The sequence below is a fragment of the Pseudomonas sp. MPB03 genome (assembly GCF_046605385.1).
Lineage (GTDB): Bacteria > Pseudomonadota > Gammaproteobacteria > Pseudomonadales > Pseudomonadaceae > Aquipseudomonas > Aquipseudomonas zanjanensis.
This window is the reverse complement of sequence record NZ_CP176770.1, coordinates 5,336,713-5,350,675: the sequence shown is the minus strand read 5'-3', so window position 1 is coordinate 5,350,675 and position 13,963 is coordinate 5,336,713. Positions and strand designations below refer to the sequence as shown.

At 59.9% G+C, this 13,963-nt stretch carries 15 protein-coding genes; 10 read left to right on the top strand and 5 right to left on the bottom strand.

Annotated elements, in window-relative coordinates:
* Nucleotides 1-90 precede the first annotated feature (90 nt).
* The 3 genes from argJ (at nucleotide 91) to ACLH0I_RS23190 (ending at nucleotide 3,043) form a co-directional block, all read left to right on the top strand.
* Complete coding sequence (gene argJ / locus ACLH0I_RS23200; RefSeq protein WP_250963403.1) at nucleotides 91-1,308, top strand: bifunctional glutamate N-acetyltransferase/amino-acid acetyltransferase ArgJ; 1,218 nt, start codon at nucleotides 91-93, stop codon at nucleotides 1,306-1,308.
* 161 nt (nucleotides 1,309-1,469) lie between these two features.
* On the top strand, nucleotides 1,470-2,102 hold the full coding sequence (locus tag ACLH0I_RS23195) for a glutathione S-transferase family protein (RefSeq protein WP_411385484.1): 633 nt from the start codon (nucleotides 1,470-1,472) through the stop codon (nucleotides 2,100-2,102).
* A complete protein-coding gene (locus ACLH0I_RS23190; RefSeq protein ID WP_411385483.1) occupies nucleotides 2,099-3,043 on the top strand; it encodes a Nudix family hydrolase in 945 nt (314 codons plus the stop codon). The genes ACLH0I_RS23195 and ACLH0I_RS23190 overlap by 4 nt, the downstream gene beginning before the upstream one ends.
* A 117-nt stretch (nucleotides 3,044-3,160) precedes the next feature.
* Here the strand turns inward: ACLH0I_RS23190 and ACLH0I_RS23185 are convergent, their stop codons facing one another.
* Genes ACLH0I_RS23185 through ACLH0I_RS23175 form a run of 3 tightly spaced genes read right to left on the bottom strand, consistent with a single transcriptional unit; the run spans nucleotide 3,161 to nucleotide 6,744 of the window.
* A complete protein-coding gene (locus ACLH0I_RS23185; protein ID WP_411385482.1) occupies nucleotides 3,161-3,742 on the bottom strand; it encodes a cob(I)yrinic acid a,c-diamide adenosyltransferase in 582 nt (193 codons plus the stop codon).
* A 2-nt stretch (nucleotides 3,743-3,744) separates the two neighbouring features.
* Complete coding sequence (locus ACLH0I_RS23180) at nucleotides 3,745-5,781, bottom strand: ATP-binding protein (RefSeq protein WP_411385481.1); 2,037 nt, start codon at nucleotides 5,779-5,781, stop codon at nucleotides 3,745-3,747.
* A gap of 45 nt (nucleotides 5,782-5,826) precedes the next feature.
* On the bottom strand, nucleotides 5,827-6,744 hold the full coding sequence (locus ACLH0I_RS23175; protein WP_411385480.1) for a putative 2-dehydropantoate 2-reductase: 918 nt from the start codon (nucleotides 6,742-6,744) through the stop codon (nucleotides 5,827-5,829).
* A gap of 142 nt (nucleotides 6,745-6,886) precedes the next feature.
* Between ACLH0I_RS23175 and ACLH0I_RS23170 the strand changes: the two genes are divergently transcribed.
* Entirely contained in the window at nucleotides 6,887-7,372 is a 486-nt protein-coding gene (locus ACLH0I_RS23170) for a YajQ family cyclic di-GMP-binding protein (RefSeq protein WP_186706362.1), read from the top strand.
* 144 nt (nucleotides 7,373-7,516) lie between these two features.
* Nucleotides 7,517-8,359: a mechanosensitive ion channel family protein gene (locus ACLH0I_RS23165; protein ID WP_411385479.1), complete on the top strand. Its 843-nt coding sequence runs from the start codon at nucleotides 7,517-7,519 to the stop codon at nucleotides 8,357-8,359.
* Nucleotides 8,360-8,524: 165 nt separating this feature from the next.
* Here the strand turns inward: ACLH0I_RS23165 and ACLH0I_RS23160 are convergent, their stop codons facing one another.
* Nucleotides 8,525-9,781 carry an OprD family porin gene (locus ACLH0I_RS23160; protein WP_411385478.1) on the bottom strand — a complete coding sequence of 419 codons (1,257 nt, stop codon included), beginning with the start codon at nucleotides 9,779-9,781 and terminating at the stop codon, nucleotides 8,525-8,527.
* A gap of 882 nt (nucleotides 9,782-10,663) precedes the next feature.
* On the opposite strand from ACLH0I_RS23160, the gene ACLH0I_RS23155 reads away from it, so the two are divergent.
* Nucleotides 10,664-11,089: an HIT domain-containing protein gene (locus ACLH0I_RS23155; protein WP_411385477.1), complete on the top strand. Its 426-nt coding sequence runs from the start codon at nucleotides 10,664-10,666 to the stop codon at nucleotides 11,087-11,089.
* Between the two features lie 3 nt (nucleotides 11,090-11,092).
* Nucleotides 11,093-11,299 carry a SlyX family protein gene (locus tag ACLH0I_RS23150; protein WP_060740896.1) on the top strand — a complete coding sequence of 69 codons (207 nt, stop codon included), beginning with the start codon at nucleotides 11,093-11,095 and terminating at the stop codon, nucleotides 11,297-11,299.
* 71 nt (nucleotides 11,300-11,370) lie between these two features.
* Here ACLH0I_RS23150 and ACLH0I_RS23145 read toward each other — a convergent pair whose 3' ends face one another.
* Nucleotides 11,371-11,976: a cold-shock protein gene (locus ACLH0I_RS23145; RefSeq protein WP_186706358.1), complete on the bottom strand. Its 606-nt coding sequence runs from the start codon at nucleotides 11,974-11,976 to the stop codon at nucleotides 11,371-11,373.
* Between the two features lie 393 nt (nucleotides 11,977-12,369).
* Here ACLH0I_RS23145 and ACLH0I_RS23140 point away from each other — a divergent pair, with 393 nt between their 5' ends.
* The 3 genes from ACLH0I_RS23140 to ACLH0I_RS23130 all read left to right on the top strand — a co-directional run bounded on the left by ACLH0I_RS23140 (nucleotide 12,370) and on the right by ACLH0I_RS23130 (nucleotide 13,897).
* Entirely contained in the window at nucleotides 12,370-12,843 is a 474-nt protein-coding gene (locus ACLH0I_RS23140; RefSeq protein WP_053124624.1) for a Dps family protein, read from the top strand.
* A gap of 204 nt (nucleotides 12,844-13,047) precedes the next feature.
* Nucleotides 13,048-13,389, top strand: coding sequence for a ribbon-helix-helix domain-containing protein (locus ACLH0I_RS23135; RefSeq protein WP_250963412.1), 342 nt, complete (start codon nucleotides 13,048-13,050; stop codon nucleotides 13,387-13,389).
* A 286-nt stretch (nucleotides 13,390-13,675) separates the two neighbouring features.
* Nucleotides 13,676-13,897 (top strand): FmdB family zinc ribbon protein, encoded by a 222-nt coding sequence (locus ACLH0I_RS23130; RefSeq protein ID WP_003178589.1) that lies wholly within the window; start codon nucleotides 13,676-13,678, stop codon nucleotides 13,895-13,897.
* Nucleotides 13,898-13,963: the final 66 nt, after the last annotated feature.

The following is a 13,963-nucleotide window of genomic DNA, read 5'->3' as shown; positions in this document are numbered from 1 at the left end:
CGACAAGAGTCTCTTGTCGCGGCGTTTTGCCATTTGATCAATCGTCTTGATAAGGACGATGCTGAATACATTTTATTAAGGAGCGCATTCATGGCTGTTGGTCTTGGTCCGTTGCCCACGTTGCACCCGGTTGCCGGTTTTGAACTCGGTATTGCCTCGGCCGGCATCAAGCGCCCCGGGCGCAAGGATGTGGTGGTCATGCGTTGCGCCGAAGGCTCGACCGTAGCGGGCGTGTTCACCCTCAACGCCTTCTGTGCCGCGCCGGTGATCCTGGCCAAGCAACGCGTGCAAGGGCCGGTGCGTTACCTGCTGACCAACACCGGCAACGCCAACGCCGGCACCGGCGCGCCAGGCCTGGCCGCCGCCGAGCGTACCTGCGCCAAGCTGGCTGAGCTGACCGGCGTCGACGCCAGCCAGGTGCTGCCGTATTCCACCGGTGTGATCGGCGAGCCGCTGCCGGTGGAGAAGATCGAAGGCGCGCTGCAAGCCGCCCTCGATGACCTGTCGGAAAACAACTGGGCCGCGGCCGCCACCGGCATCATGACCACCGACACGCTGCCCAAGGGCGCGAGTCGCCAGTTCCAGCATGACGGCGTGACCATCACCGTCACCGGCATCAGCAAGGGCGCCGGCATGATCCGCCCGAACATGGCGACCATGCTCGGCTACATCGCCACTGACGCCAAGGTCTCGCGACAAGTGCTGCAAGACCTGATGCTCGACGGCGCCAACAAGTCGTTCAACCGCATCACCATCGACGGCGACACGTCCACGAATGACTGCTGCATGCTGATCGCCACCGGCCAGGCCAACCTGCCGGAAATCACCGAGGCCAGCGGTTCGTTGTTCGCTGCCCTGAAGCAGGCAGTGTTCGAAGTGTGCATGGAAGTGGCCCAGGCCATCGTCCGTGACGGCGAAGGCGCGACCAAGTTCGTGACCGTGCAGGTCAACGGCGGTGGCAACCACCAGGAATGCCTGGATGTCGGCTACACCGTGGCGCACTCGCCGCTGATCAAGACCGCGCTGTTCGCCTCCGACCCGAACTGGGGCCGGATCCTTGCCGCCGTCGGCCGGGCCGGCGTGCCTGAGCTGGACGTGAGCAAGATCGACGTGTTCCTCGGTGAGGTCTGCATCGCCAGCCAAGGTGCGCGCGCTGCCACCTACACCGAAGCCCAGGGCGCGGCGGTGATGCAGCAGGAAGAAATCACCATCCGTATCGAGTTGGGACGGGGTGATTGCAGCGAAACGATCTGGACGACTGACCTGTCCCACGAGTACGTCAAGATCAACGCTGAGTACCGGACTTAATACGCTCGGGACCGAGCTGCTCCAATCGCGAGCAAGCTCGCTCCCACAGTGGATCTGTTGGGTGATATCGATAGTGTTCACACTACAAGCCCCCTGTGGGAGCGAGCTTGCTCGCGATGGCAACAGAACAGACACCTCAGAACCACAAGAAAGGAATCCACATGAGCCTGCACCTGATCATCGGCGACAAAGATCTCTCCTCCTGGTCCATGCGCGGCGCGCTCGCCCTGGCGCTGACCGGCGCGAAGTACACCGAAGAATTGGTCAGGCTCGGCCAGCCGGATACCCGTGAAAAGCTGCTCAAATATTCAGCCACGGCCAAGGTCCCGTTGCTCAAGACCGAATTCGGCGTGATCTCCGATTCCCTGGCGATTGCCGAATACCTGGCCGAACAATTTCCCGAGGCCAATCTCTGGCCCAGGGACGTGGCTGCCCGGGCCCAGGCGCGCTCGGCCTGTGCGCAGATGCACAGCGGCTTTTTCGCCCTGCGCAACCATATGCCCATGGATCTGCTGCACGATGCGCCGTTGTCACCGATGCCATCCGACGTGCAGGCGGACATCCAGCGGATGCTGGCGTTGTGGGCCGAATGCCGTGCGGCGGCGACCGAAACCGGTCCCTACCTGTTTGGCCGCGTAAGCCTGGCCGATGCATTTTTTGCCCCGGTTGCCGTACGCTTGCGCACTTATCAAGTGGCACTGCCGGAGGTCGATGAGGCCTACGTCCAAACCCTATATCAATGGCCGGCGTTCAAGGCGTGGCAACAAGCTGGCCTGGAGGAAACTACGCGGTGAAACGAGTCCATGTGGCGGCGGCGGTGATCCGCGACGCTGCCGGCAAAATCCTCATTGCCCGACGGGCCGACACCCAACACCAGGGTGGCCTGTGGGAATTTCCTGGCGGCAAGGTCGAGGCCGATGAGTCCGTCGAGACGGCCCTGGCCCGCGAGCTTCATGAGGAACTGGGCATTGTCGTCGACGCTGCCCGGCCGTTGATCAAGGTGCGTCACGATTACCCGGACAAACAGGTGTTGCTGGACGTCTGGGAAGTTTCGGCGTTCAGTGGCGAACCCCATGGCGCCGAAGGTCAACCGTTGGCTTGGGTGACGGCCCGAGACCTGACGAATCATGAGTTTCCAGCGGCCAACCAGCCGATCGTCGCGGCGGCCCGTTTGCCGGGTGAATACCTGATCACCCCGGAAGGCCTTGAGACGCCAGCCTTACTGCGCGGCCTGCAGAAGGCGATTGCCGGCGGGATCAAGTTGGTCCAGTTGCGTGCGCCCAACGGCTACGACCCGCAATACCGCGATCTGGCGGTGGATGCGGTGGGGTTGTGTGCCGGCAAGGCCCAACTGATGCTCAAGGGACCGTTCGAGTGGCTGGGGGATTTTCCTTCCGCTGGCTGGCACATTACCGCTGCGCAACTGCGCAAGCATGCCTCGGCCGGTCGACCATTCGGCAAGGACCGTTGGCTGGCGGCTTCTTGCCATAACGCCGAGGAACTGTCCCTGGCGCAGCAGATGGATGTGGACTTCGTCACCCTTTCGCCGGTGCAGCCGACCCAGACCCATCCCGATGCGCAGCCGTTGGGCTGGGCAGAGGCGGCGCGGTTGATCGAGGGCTTCAACCGGCCGGTCTATCTGTTGGGCGGGGTGGGGCTTGGCGAGCAGCAAAAAGCCTGGGAGGCCGGGGCGCAGGGTGTGGCGGGGATTCGGGCGTTTTGGCCTGAGGCTTGATTTTGTGGTGTAACCGCTGACGCCATCGCGAGCAGGCTCGCTCCCACACGGGATCTTCGGCCTTCACAGAACCCCTGTGGGAGCGAGCTTGCTCGCGATGGCGGCCTCAAGAACGATTCAGCCCTCAGGCTTGGCCGCCGCCACCCAAAGCACCTCCGCCACCCCTTGCCGCCGGGCAATGACCCGCGCGGTCACGAACAGCAGATCCGACAACCGATTGATATAGGCCAGCCCCGGCCCGGCCAACGGCTCCACCGCGTTCAGTTGCTGACAACGACGTTCGGCGCTGCGGGCCAGGGCTCGGCAGACGTGAGCTTGCGCGATCAAGGAAGAGCCGCCGGGCAGGATGAAGTTTTCCAGCGGCCCCAGTTCTTCATTCCACAGGTCAATCGCCGCTTCCAGCCGCTCGATTTCCGCCACGTTCAAGGCTTGGTACGCCGGCATCGCGAGCTCACCACCCAGGTCGAACAACCGGTGCTGACACGGCGCCAACACTGCGATGACTTCCTCCAGCGCCGAATGCCGGACGGACTCCTCGGCCAGCCCGGCGAGCAACAAGCCCAACTGGCTGTTCAGTGTGTCCACTTCGCCGATGGCCTCGACCCGTGGATGATCCTTTGCCACGCGGCGACCATCGCCCAACCCGGTTTCACCTTTGTCGCCGGTGCGGGTGTAAATCTTCGACAGGCGAAAGCCCATGCTCAGCGCTCCAGTTGTTTGTTTTCCTGGGCCACCATCGACGTGCCCGCCAGGGGCAGGCGCAGCGTGAAGCAGGTGCCTTGGCCCGGCGCCGACTGCACTTCCATCTGGCCCTTGTGGTTGTTGGTGATGATGAAATATGAGACCGACAGTCCAAGGCCGGTGCCCTGGCCGATCTCCTTGGTGGTAAAGAAGGGTTCGAAGGTGCGCTTGCGCACGTTCTCGCTCATGCCGATGCCGTTGTCCTCGACCTGGATTTCCGCCCACGGCGGATTCAACCGTGTGCGCAGGATAATACGCCCGGGCTCGCTGTCGTCCTGGCGCTGATGAATCGCCTGGGCGGCGTTTTTCAGCAGATTGAGCAGCACCTGTTCCAGTTCGTTGGCCGTGCCGGGCACCGGCCCCAGGTTCGGGTCGAACTGGCGGATGATCGCCTGGCCCTTGAAGTCGAAGCCGATCGCCAGGTCGAAGTCGTTACCGGCGATTTCCACCGCCTGGTCGATCAGTGCGGGCAGGTCGCAAGGCGCCATTTGCCGGGTGCTGCGCCGGCTGAAACTGAGCATGTGGGTGACGATTTTCGCCGCCCGGGCGCCGGCTTGCTGGATGCCGTCGAGCAACTGCGGAATCTCGCGGCTTTCCAGGTAGCGGTTGACCACCGGCAATTCGATGCCCAACTGCTCGGCCTGTTCGAGGTTCTTTGGCAATTCCGGTGACAGCCGCCGACGGATGTTCTGCACGTTGTGCAGGATGGCGCCCAAGGGGTTGTTGATTTCATGGGCCATGCCCGCCGCGAGGCCACCGACCGAGAGCATTTTTTCCGATTGCACCATCATTTCTTCCAGCGACAGGCGCTGGGTGATGTCATCGATGCGGATCACCACGCCACGCCCGGCGCCGCCCATCAACGGGTAGAAGGTCAGGGCGTAATGCCGGGCTTCGTCGTCCTTGGTCCAGGTGACGCGTTCGATCTTGGCCACCGTGTGTTGCTCGACGGTCTGCTTGAGTTGGGGCAGGTACGGCTTGAGTGGTTCGAAGGCGAGGAAGATCGGCTGGTTCAAGGCCTCGTCCAGGCGCGTGCCGGAGAGGGCGCTGGCTTCCTGGTTCCATTGGGTCACGTAGAGTTGTTCGTCGAGGGCGATCAGCGCCGACGGCATGGAGTCGATGATGCTGTTGAGATAATTCTGGAAGCCCGTGAGTTTTTTCTCGATCTTGCTGCGCACCTGGACTTCCAGCTCCAGCTTGCGATTGGTATGGCGGGTTTCTTCCGCCAGGCCCTGGGCCTGGTCGTAGGCGGCCTGGGAGTCGTCCCGCGCGCGCTTGAGTTGCTGTTCCCGGGCTTCGATCCGCGACAGCATGGTATTGAACGCCTCGGCCAGGCTGCCGATTTCATCATGGTTGCCCCGGGCGGCGCGCAGGGCATAGTTTTCCTCGCGGGTAACCTGGCGTGACAGCTCTTCGAGCTGATGGATCGGCTGGGTGATCAGGCGTTTGATCTGCTGGGCAATGACCAGCCACAGCAACACGCTGAAAATCAGGATGCCAAGGCTGGCGGTCAGGGTGCCGGTGTAGAACGCCGTGGGCAATTCGCTGCTGGCCACCAGCAACAGGTGGCCGGGCTCGGTGCCCGGACGGGGCAGGGTAATGACCTTGTTGCTGCGAAACTCACCCGCTTGCCAGGCTTGTATGTTGCGGTAATGGTCCGGCAGCTTGAGCTTTTCGCCCTGTTGCAGCTGTGCCAGGCGCTCGCCCTGGCCGTCGTACAGCGCCGCCGCCCGCAGCGGTGCATAACTGTTGAGCTCGTCGAGCAGGCGTTGGGCACTTTGGGGCGATTGCAGGGCGTCGGAGATCAGGCTCGGATTGGCGATCAGCCGGCCAATGGTCTGCAGGGCCTGGGGCGCCATGCTTTCCTGGGAAATGTAGTAGGCGGCGCTGATAAAGGTCAGGTTGGCCACCAGCAGGACAGTGGTCAACAACACCAACAGGGCGGCCAGCAGTTTCTGGCCGACCGGGAGGTTTTCAAGGCGCTGGCGCAATGGCATCAGACTCGTCGCTAAGAAGGAACACGAGGCCAGCGTAGCCGCTGCTCAGTCGCTGGGCAATCCGAGGTTGTCCAAGTGGGCAATCAGTCGCTGGCGCAGCTGTTCCAGATGCGGCACGCTCAGCTCATGGCGTTGGGCGACCTTGCAGGCGTAACCGAGCAAATAGCTGATTTCGGTGCGACGCCGATTGGCGACGTCCTGGTACATCGAGGAGTAATTGGCGGCCGTGGCCTGGATCACCCGTTCGACTTCCGGCTGCAAATCCTCAGCCGCCGCGGGCTGGCCGCAACGTTCGAGCAGGTCAGTGAGCTCCGCGCACAAGGTCGCGACTTCGCAGCGGTGTTCCTGCAAACCGCCGTTCTTGCAGTGATGCAGCACGGTCAGTGGGTTGATCGCGCAATTGAGCGCCAACTTGCGCCAGAGTCGGGTGAGGATGTCGGCGCTCCATTCGTGGGGAATGCCGGCGGCGGTCAGGTCGTCCAGCCAGAACGGCGCGACCGGGTGCGCCGGGTCGCCCAGCCAGGTATAGCCGTGGCCGGCGAACACCACGCGCCAGTCACCGTCGCGGAACGCGCCTTCGGTGCTGGAGGCGCTGATGCAACGGGCCTGGGGCACACAGTTGGCCACCGCATCCTGGCTGCCGAGGCCGTTTTGGAGCAGGATCAGTTCCGATTCGGCGCCCATGCGATGGGCCACCGAATTCACGGCTGCTTCTGCGTCGTAGGCTTTGCAGGCGAGCAGCAGGCGCTTGATTGGCGCCGGGCTGTCCGCCGTTTCGCCCGGCACCGGGTAACACTGCGCCTGGCCTTGTTCCACCAGGGTCAGGCCACCGGCGTTGCGGTAGGCCTGCAAGCGCGCTTCGCTGCGCAGCACCAGCCGCACCGGCAACCCGGCCCGGGCCAGGCGCGCCGCCCACAACGTGCCGAGGCTGCCGGCCCCGAGGACATGCCAAGTGGTCGACATCAGTTTTTTGCTCGGATTGATGCAGGCATCGGAGGGCTCGCAGTGTCGGCAGGAAAAGAGCCGTTATAATGAGCCCGATTTTAACCACAAGCCAAGCGCGCGCCGTTGATACTGGCGCGCCTTTTTATTTGGAGAACACTACATGCCGTCATTCGACGTGGTATCCGAACTGGACAAGCACGAAGTCACCAACGCGGTTGAAAACGCCGTCAAGGAACTCGACCGTCGTTATGACCTCAAGGGCAAGGGCAGTTTCGAGTTCAAGGAAAAAGACCTGACCGTGAACCTGACCGCCGAGGCCGACTTCCAGCTCGAGGCGATGATCGAGATCCTCAAGCTGGCGCTGGTCAAGCGCAAGATCGATGTGCAGTGCCTTGAAGTCAAGGACGCCTATGCCTCGGGCAAGTTGATGAAGCAGGAAGCCGTGCTCAAGGAAGGCATCGATAAGGAGCTGGCCAAGAAGATCGTCGCTCACATCAAGGACGCCAAGCTCAAGGTACAAGCCGCCATCCAGGGCGAGCAGGTGCGGGTCACCGGCAAGAAACGTGACGACTTGCAAGAAGCCATTGCGGCACTGCGCGCCAAAGCATTCGACATGCCCCTGCAATTCAATAATTTCCGCGACTGATTTCGGATTTTCGCGGTTACCGTGGCGAGGAAGCTTGCTCCCGCTTGGGTGCGCAGCACCCATCAATAGGGCCGCTACGCAGCCCAGCGGGAGCAAGCGCCCTCGCCACACAATGCCGCGTGCAACAGGAATAAGGAGAATTAGATGGACTTGAACGCTGAAGTGGACAACCTGGTCAAGGCTTCCCAGGCCTGGATTCCCATGATCATGGAATACGGCAGCCGCGTGCTGCTGGCCGTCATCACCCTGGCCATCGGCTGGTGGCTGATCAACAAAGTGACGCAGAAACTGGGTGCGTTGCTGGCCCTGCGTAACGCTGACCTGGCCCTGCAAGGGTTTATCAGCACCCTGGCCAACATCATCCTGAAGATATTGCTGATCGTTAGCGTCGCTTCGATGATCGGTGTGGAAACCACTTCGTTCGTCGCCGCCATCGGTGCCGCCGGCCTGGCGATTGGCCTGGCCTTGCAAGGCAGCCTGGCGAACTTCGCCGGTGGCGTGCTGATCCTGCTGTTCCGTCCGTTCCGCATCGGTGACTGGATTGAAGCCCAGGGCGTGGCTGGTACGGTCGACAGCATCCAGATTTTCCACACGGTGTTGCGCACCGGTGACAACAAGACCGTCATCGTGCCCAACGGTAATCTCTCCAACGGCATCATCACCAACACCAACCGCCAGCCGACCCGCAAGGTCGTGTTCGATGTCGGCGTGGATTACCAGGCCGACCTGCAAAAGGCCCGGGAAGTGTTGCTTGAGTTGGCCAAGGATGAACGCGTGCTGGCGGATCCGGCGCCTGAAGCAGTGATTTCCACCTTGGGCGACAGTGCGATCACGGTGTCGTTGCGTATCTGGGTCAAGACCGCGGACTATTGGAGCGTGATGTTCATGCTCAATGAGCTGGCACGGGATCGCTTGAAGGACGCGGGCATTGATATTCCGTTTCCACAACGAGTGATTCGGGTGGTTCAGGAAGGGCCGGCGCAATAACGACTTGAATATAACCTGGCACTGGAGTCAGGTTATGTTTAGTTAGCTTGCTATTTAAGAAGTTGTGCTAGAGCTGACATTGCAAAGGACATAAAAAAACCGCTCACCTGATCAGGTGAGCGGTTTTTTGTTTGTTGCGGGTGAAGCTATCGAACTAGCACTGAATTACAAGATGCTCAGTGGGTATTCGACGATTACGCGGAAGTCGTTGTTGTCTCGGTTGCCACTGGCGGTGGTGTAAGAGGTGTTGGTGCGGTAGAAAGCGCTACGAACACGGAACGACAGGTCTTTGGCTGGACCGCTTTGCAGAACGTACTTGGTTTCGAAGTCCCATTCGTGCTCTTTTGCTTCGCCATCAGCGGTGGAAATGTTGTCACCGGTAACGTAACGAGTCATGAAGCTCAGGCCAGGAACGCCGTAGGTTTTCATGTTCAGGTCGTAGCGAGCCTGCCAGGAACGCTCGTCCTGACCGTTGAAGTCGGAGTACTGGATGGAGTTGGCGAGGAAAATGGTACCGCCGCCGTCAACGCCGTACACGTAGCCGGTATCACCGGTGGAGCGCTGGTGAGCCAGGGTGAACTTGTGGGCACCGATGGCATAGGCTGCTGCGAGGGACCAGATGCGGTTGTCAACGTCGCCGCTGAGCTTCTGGCCTTGGTCCTGGCTGTCATAACCGTTGAAGTCGAAGTTCAGGGACTGATCTTCGTTGATCGGCAGGGTGTAGTTCAGGTTCAGGTATTTCTTTTTGTAGTGGTCTTCAACATCGGAAGCCGCTACGCCACCGACGAAATTGTCGGTGAACTGGTAGGTCGCGCCAACGATGTCAGCGGATTTCAGGCCAAGGCCGTCATCACCCATGCCAGTTTGCGAGCTGATGGCGTTGAAACGACCTGCGGTCAGCTCCAAGCCTTTGATTTCTTTACTGGTGATCAGGGTACCAGTGGCAACTTCCGGCAGCAGACGGCTGTCGTCAGTGGAGAAGACCGGGCTGGTAGTGAACTGGTTACCGTATTTCAGGACGGTGTCGGACAGGCGGAATTTAACCGCGCCACCCACTTTAGATTGTGTGTCTTCCAGGTTGCCGTCGCTGTCACTAGCGAACAGACCGTTACCGGCACGACCGCTGCCGCCATCGATGCGAACGGTGCCAAATGCGAAGCCGTCAACGCCTACACCAACGGTGCCTTGAGTGAAGCCCGACTCGTAAATGGCACGAGCGGCAACACCAGACTCTTCACGATAACTTTGACGAGTGTTTAGTTCGTTCTTGAAATCACGGTTCATGTACAGCGCACGGGTCAGAACAGTCAAGCTCTGATCTTCGATAAAACCCTTGGATTCCTCTTGGGAGGACGCCATTGCGAACTGCGAGGTACCGGCCGATACAGCCAGTGCGATCATGCTCCACTTCATCACGCGCATCGTGATTTGCTCCTTTGGTTTTTAGAAGAGTACTGCCGTCCCACCTGTTTTTTTATCTGGGCGGCTCTTTCTTTTTGTGTCGGCGCAAACTTATATCACGTCGACATTCTTTGGCGATACTTGCCCATTCAACCTTTCAGCTTCTTTACGACCCTGTCGCCAATGGCTCGATCCATGTCGCATTTCAGCTGTTCCGACGCAACCGTATTCACAACTTTTATGTTGTTTTTCTTTTCCGGCATCGGTGTAAAGAGTCCGTCGTTACCGCGTTTGAAGCTCCTGTGGGCAGCCTTGCCACTTTAATTTGTGTGTCGGCAGGTTCTCGCGTCCGGCGAGCCCCTTGGACAGTGCGAGTATGAATGCAACAAGCATGCACAAACCCGGATTTCGTTTACATTTTTTTCACATTTCACCGGTTGACGCGGTGAAACCTCATGAAACCGGGCTCCAAAGGCCTTGTTTTAAATAGGGTTGACTCGTGTGAGCTCCCGTGTTTGGCATCGGTAAATGCGGCAAGACAACCAAAAACGTTACCGGTTCACCCTACCCAGTGAGTAAATCACGGATGCTTTGTGCACTGAGCGTAGACGTACTGTGCTGTTTTGGTGCAAAAAAATTTCATGTTGTACGAAAATCTTACAGCGCCGAGGCTTTGCCTGGGCTCTGGCATGGTCCTTCCAGGGTATTGCCGTGCCGCTTGCGCTGTGTTGGTGCGTCACCTGGCACAGGATGATGCCGTATGTTGAAAAACACTCGAAAAAATGGGCGTCGGGACGCTACGCAGTGATCGATCCGGCATTCGCGGGTATGCTGCACCTCTGTGTCCGGCGCAGGCCTGCGGGCCGCTGAGCCGGGCAGAATCGATAACGAGGAGTACGCGCGGTGTTTGCCTTAGATCCACGACTGCAACAAGACACTTTGCCTATCGGCGATTTCCCGTTGTGCCGTTTACTCTTGTCCAACGACGCCAACTACCCGTGGTTCATCCTCGTGCCGCGGCGAGAAAATATCAGCGAATTGTTTCAGTTGGATGACATCGATCAAGTGCAGCTGTGGAAAGAAACCACGGCGCTCGCCGAAACCCTGAAGGATTCGTTCGATGCCGACAAGATGAACGTTGCAACCTTGGGTAACGTGGTCAGTCAATTGCACATGCATGTCATCGTGCGCAAGCGTGATGATGCCGCCTGGCCTGCGCCGGTCTGGGGCAAGCATCCGGCCCAGCCGTATAATGCGGGGCAGGTCGCGGCCATTCGCGAACGGTTGCGAGTGGCCCTGGCCGATGATTTCAAGTTTCTGGAGGGCTGAACCATGAACCTTGAAGAACGTGTAACCGATCTGGAAAGCCGTCTGGCTTTTCAGGATGACACCATCCAGGCATTGAATGATGTGCTGGTGGCGCAACAGCGCGTTGTCGAGCGTCTGCAGCTGCAGATGGCGGCGTTGCTCAAGCGCCAGGAAGAAATGGCCGGGCAATTCGAGTCGTTCGAGGAAGAAGCGCCGCCGCCTCACTACTGATGTGGCCTTGATTGCCAGGCAATAAAAAACCGCGAGCAGCCAGGCTGCATCGCGGTTTTTTTACGCTTGGATCAGCGGCGTGGTAGCGCAGCGATCACATCTTCGGCTTGCAGGCCCTTGTCGCGGTTCATCACGGAGAATTCCACGCGCTGGCCTTCCACCAGGACGCGATGGCCTTCGCCACGAATGGCCCGGAAATGCACGAAAATGTCATCGCCGGAGTCGCGGGAGATAAAGCCGAAGCCCTTGGACGTGTTGAACCACTTCACCGTGCCGGTATCGCGGTTGGACATGTCGTAGTTCTGCGCAGCGGCGGCTGGCGACGACTTCTTGTAGAAGCTGACGGCCAGGTGCAGTGCCACGGCGAACAGGGCCGCGCCCAGGCTGAACAGAATGGCCGGTTGACCGCCGATTTCCGGCATCGGTGCCAGCAGGGCCAGGGTTTGCAGGGCAACGGCCAGCACCAACAGGGCGCTGACCAGGTTTTGCAGCTGGTGACGTGGACCTTTGTTCCAGTAAGGGATAACAGGTGCAAGGGTCAGGTTGAGCAGGCCGAAAAAGGCCAGGTACAGTGCATCGGGATGTTGCAGGTAAGGTGTGGCTTCGGAACCCAGGCTAGGGATGAAGGACAGCAGCAGGGCAGCTGCGCCCATTAGCAAGTGGACGATTTTCAACATTTTGATTGGCTCACGGTTAAGACAGGTCACAAGGAAGAGCGGGTCGGGGACGGTTCGCTTCGAAACAATGAGAGGCGTTGGACACGTACCCGAATCAGCCTATGCGCTACGCCCGGGAAAATAAGCGTAGCGACACACTGCCTATTTAACAGCAAAGCTTGGGCCTTCTCAAACCCGTTACGGGCGCGCACCGCGCTGTTCGTCGGCCAGAAAAGCTGCGCCGATGCCTGGAGGTGCCAGGCAAGCGGCGTTGAATTGCCCAGGGTGTCGGAACCGTCGGCTGTCCTGGCTTGTCGGTTCTGGAGGGCTGGCGATCTGTCGCAGGCCATCGGCCGCCAAAACCACTAGAGTTTAGGGCGTCGTTGAATTCATCACCCTCAGGAGATCAACCCAATGGCAATTGATATCGGTATCAGTGAAGAAGATCGCAAGTCCATCGTCGACGGGCTTTCGCGACTGCTGTCGGACACCTACGTGCTGTACCTCAAGACCCACAATTTCCACTGGAACGTCACAGGGCCGATGTTTCGGACCCTGCACCTGATGTTCGAAGAGCAATACAACGAGTTGGCCTTGGCGGTGGACCTGATTGCCGAGCGAATCCGCGCCCTTGGCTTCCCTGCACCGGGCGCCTACTCGGTGTATGCGCGCCTGTCTTCTATTAAGGAAGAGGAAGGCGTGCCTGCCGCCGAAGACATGATCCGACAACTGGTCGAGGGTCAGGAGGCGGTGACGCGTACGGCCCGTGGCATCTTTCCTTTATTGGACAAGGTCAGCGACGAGCCCACCGCTGACCTGCTGACCCAGCGCATGCAGGTCCACGAAAAGACCGCGTGGATGCTGCGCGCGCTACTCGAAGGCCAATAAGCCCAGACGGGGATGACGTGGGGTGGGGCTTATTGCCTGCACGTGCCGTGTAGGACGACGTAATTCGTCGCCGGCCTGCTGTTGGCTTGTCCTACGCCCATGGTCATAAAGTCATCTGGAACTGGCGGTGCCGTTGAGCTTCCATAGAGCCACGGATGGGTTGTTCCAACCCAGAGGCTCGTATGGCAAAGGAGTGTCAACGGTATGATTCAAGGAAAAGAACCCGGAGAAGGGGGGCGAGGGCGGTTCCAGCCCATCAGCGTCGACCCGTTCGTCCGGGGGTTCGATATGCAGCTGGCCCGGCCCCTGGCCCGATCCATTCGCTTGAACGGGTTCGCCACCTGTCTGCGGCTGGAGCAGGTTTATTGGGATATCCTCGGCGACATGGCCGAGCTCAACCGCTGCTCCATCAGCACGTTGCTGTCCCATGTGGACAGGGAAGTGCACCTGCGTCACGGCGGGGTGCGCAATTTCAGCGGGTTGGTGCGCGTGGTCTGTGTGGTGCACAGCTTGAAAGAGGCGGGAATGGATCATCGTGTGGTCTAGCCCCGTCAATGGTTGCGAGCGCGGTGTCCCCCAGGGGAATGAGTTCATTCGTGGCGAGGGAGCTTGCTCCCGCTGGGCTGCGCAGCAGCCCTCCTTGTGAGCGCTTCGCACTCAAGCGGGAGCAAGCTCCCTCGCCACAATGAGTCGCGCAAGCCTTGAATGAACAAAAGGATCGGCAATGACTGTGCGGTCTTACGGCTGCACAGGCCGCATTTAATGGATATAATCCCGCTCTTTGCCGCAAAGCCTGCCTTTGCGCGTGTAACCTGATCGCCGAGACAACCCCATGCCGATGTACGACTACCAATGTGCTTCCTGTGGTCATCAGATGGAAGCCATTCAAAAGATCAGCGCTGCACCGCTGGTCGATTGCCCTGCCTGCCAGGCGCCGGAACTGAAAAAGATGCTCTCCATGCCTGGTTTTCGCCTCGGTGGCACGGGCTGGTATGAAACCGACTTCAAGACCGGCGCCAAGAAGAACCTGGCCGGTGGCGACAAAGCTGATTGAGTTGAATACGCGCGAGTTCTTGCACGGGCAGGGCCTCCAACCGAATGTCGAATTACGAGAAGTGAA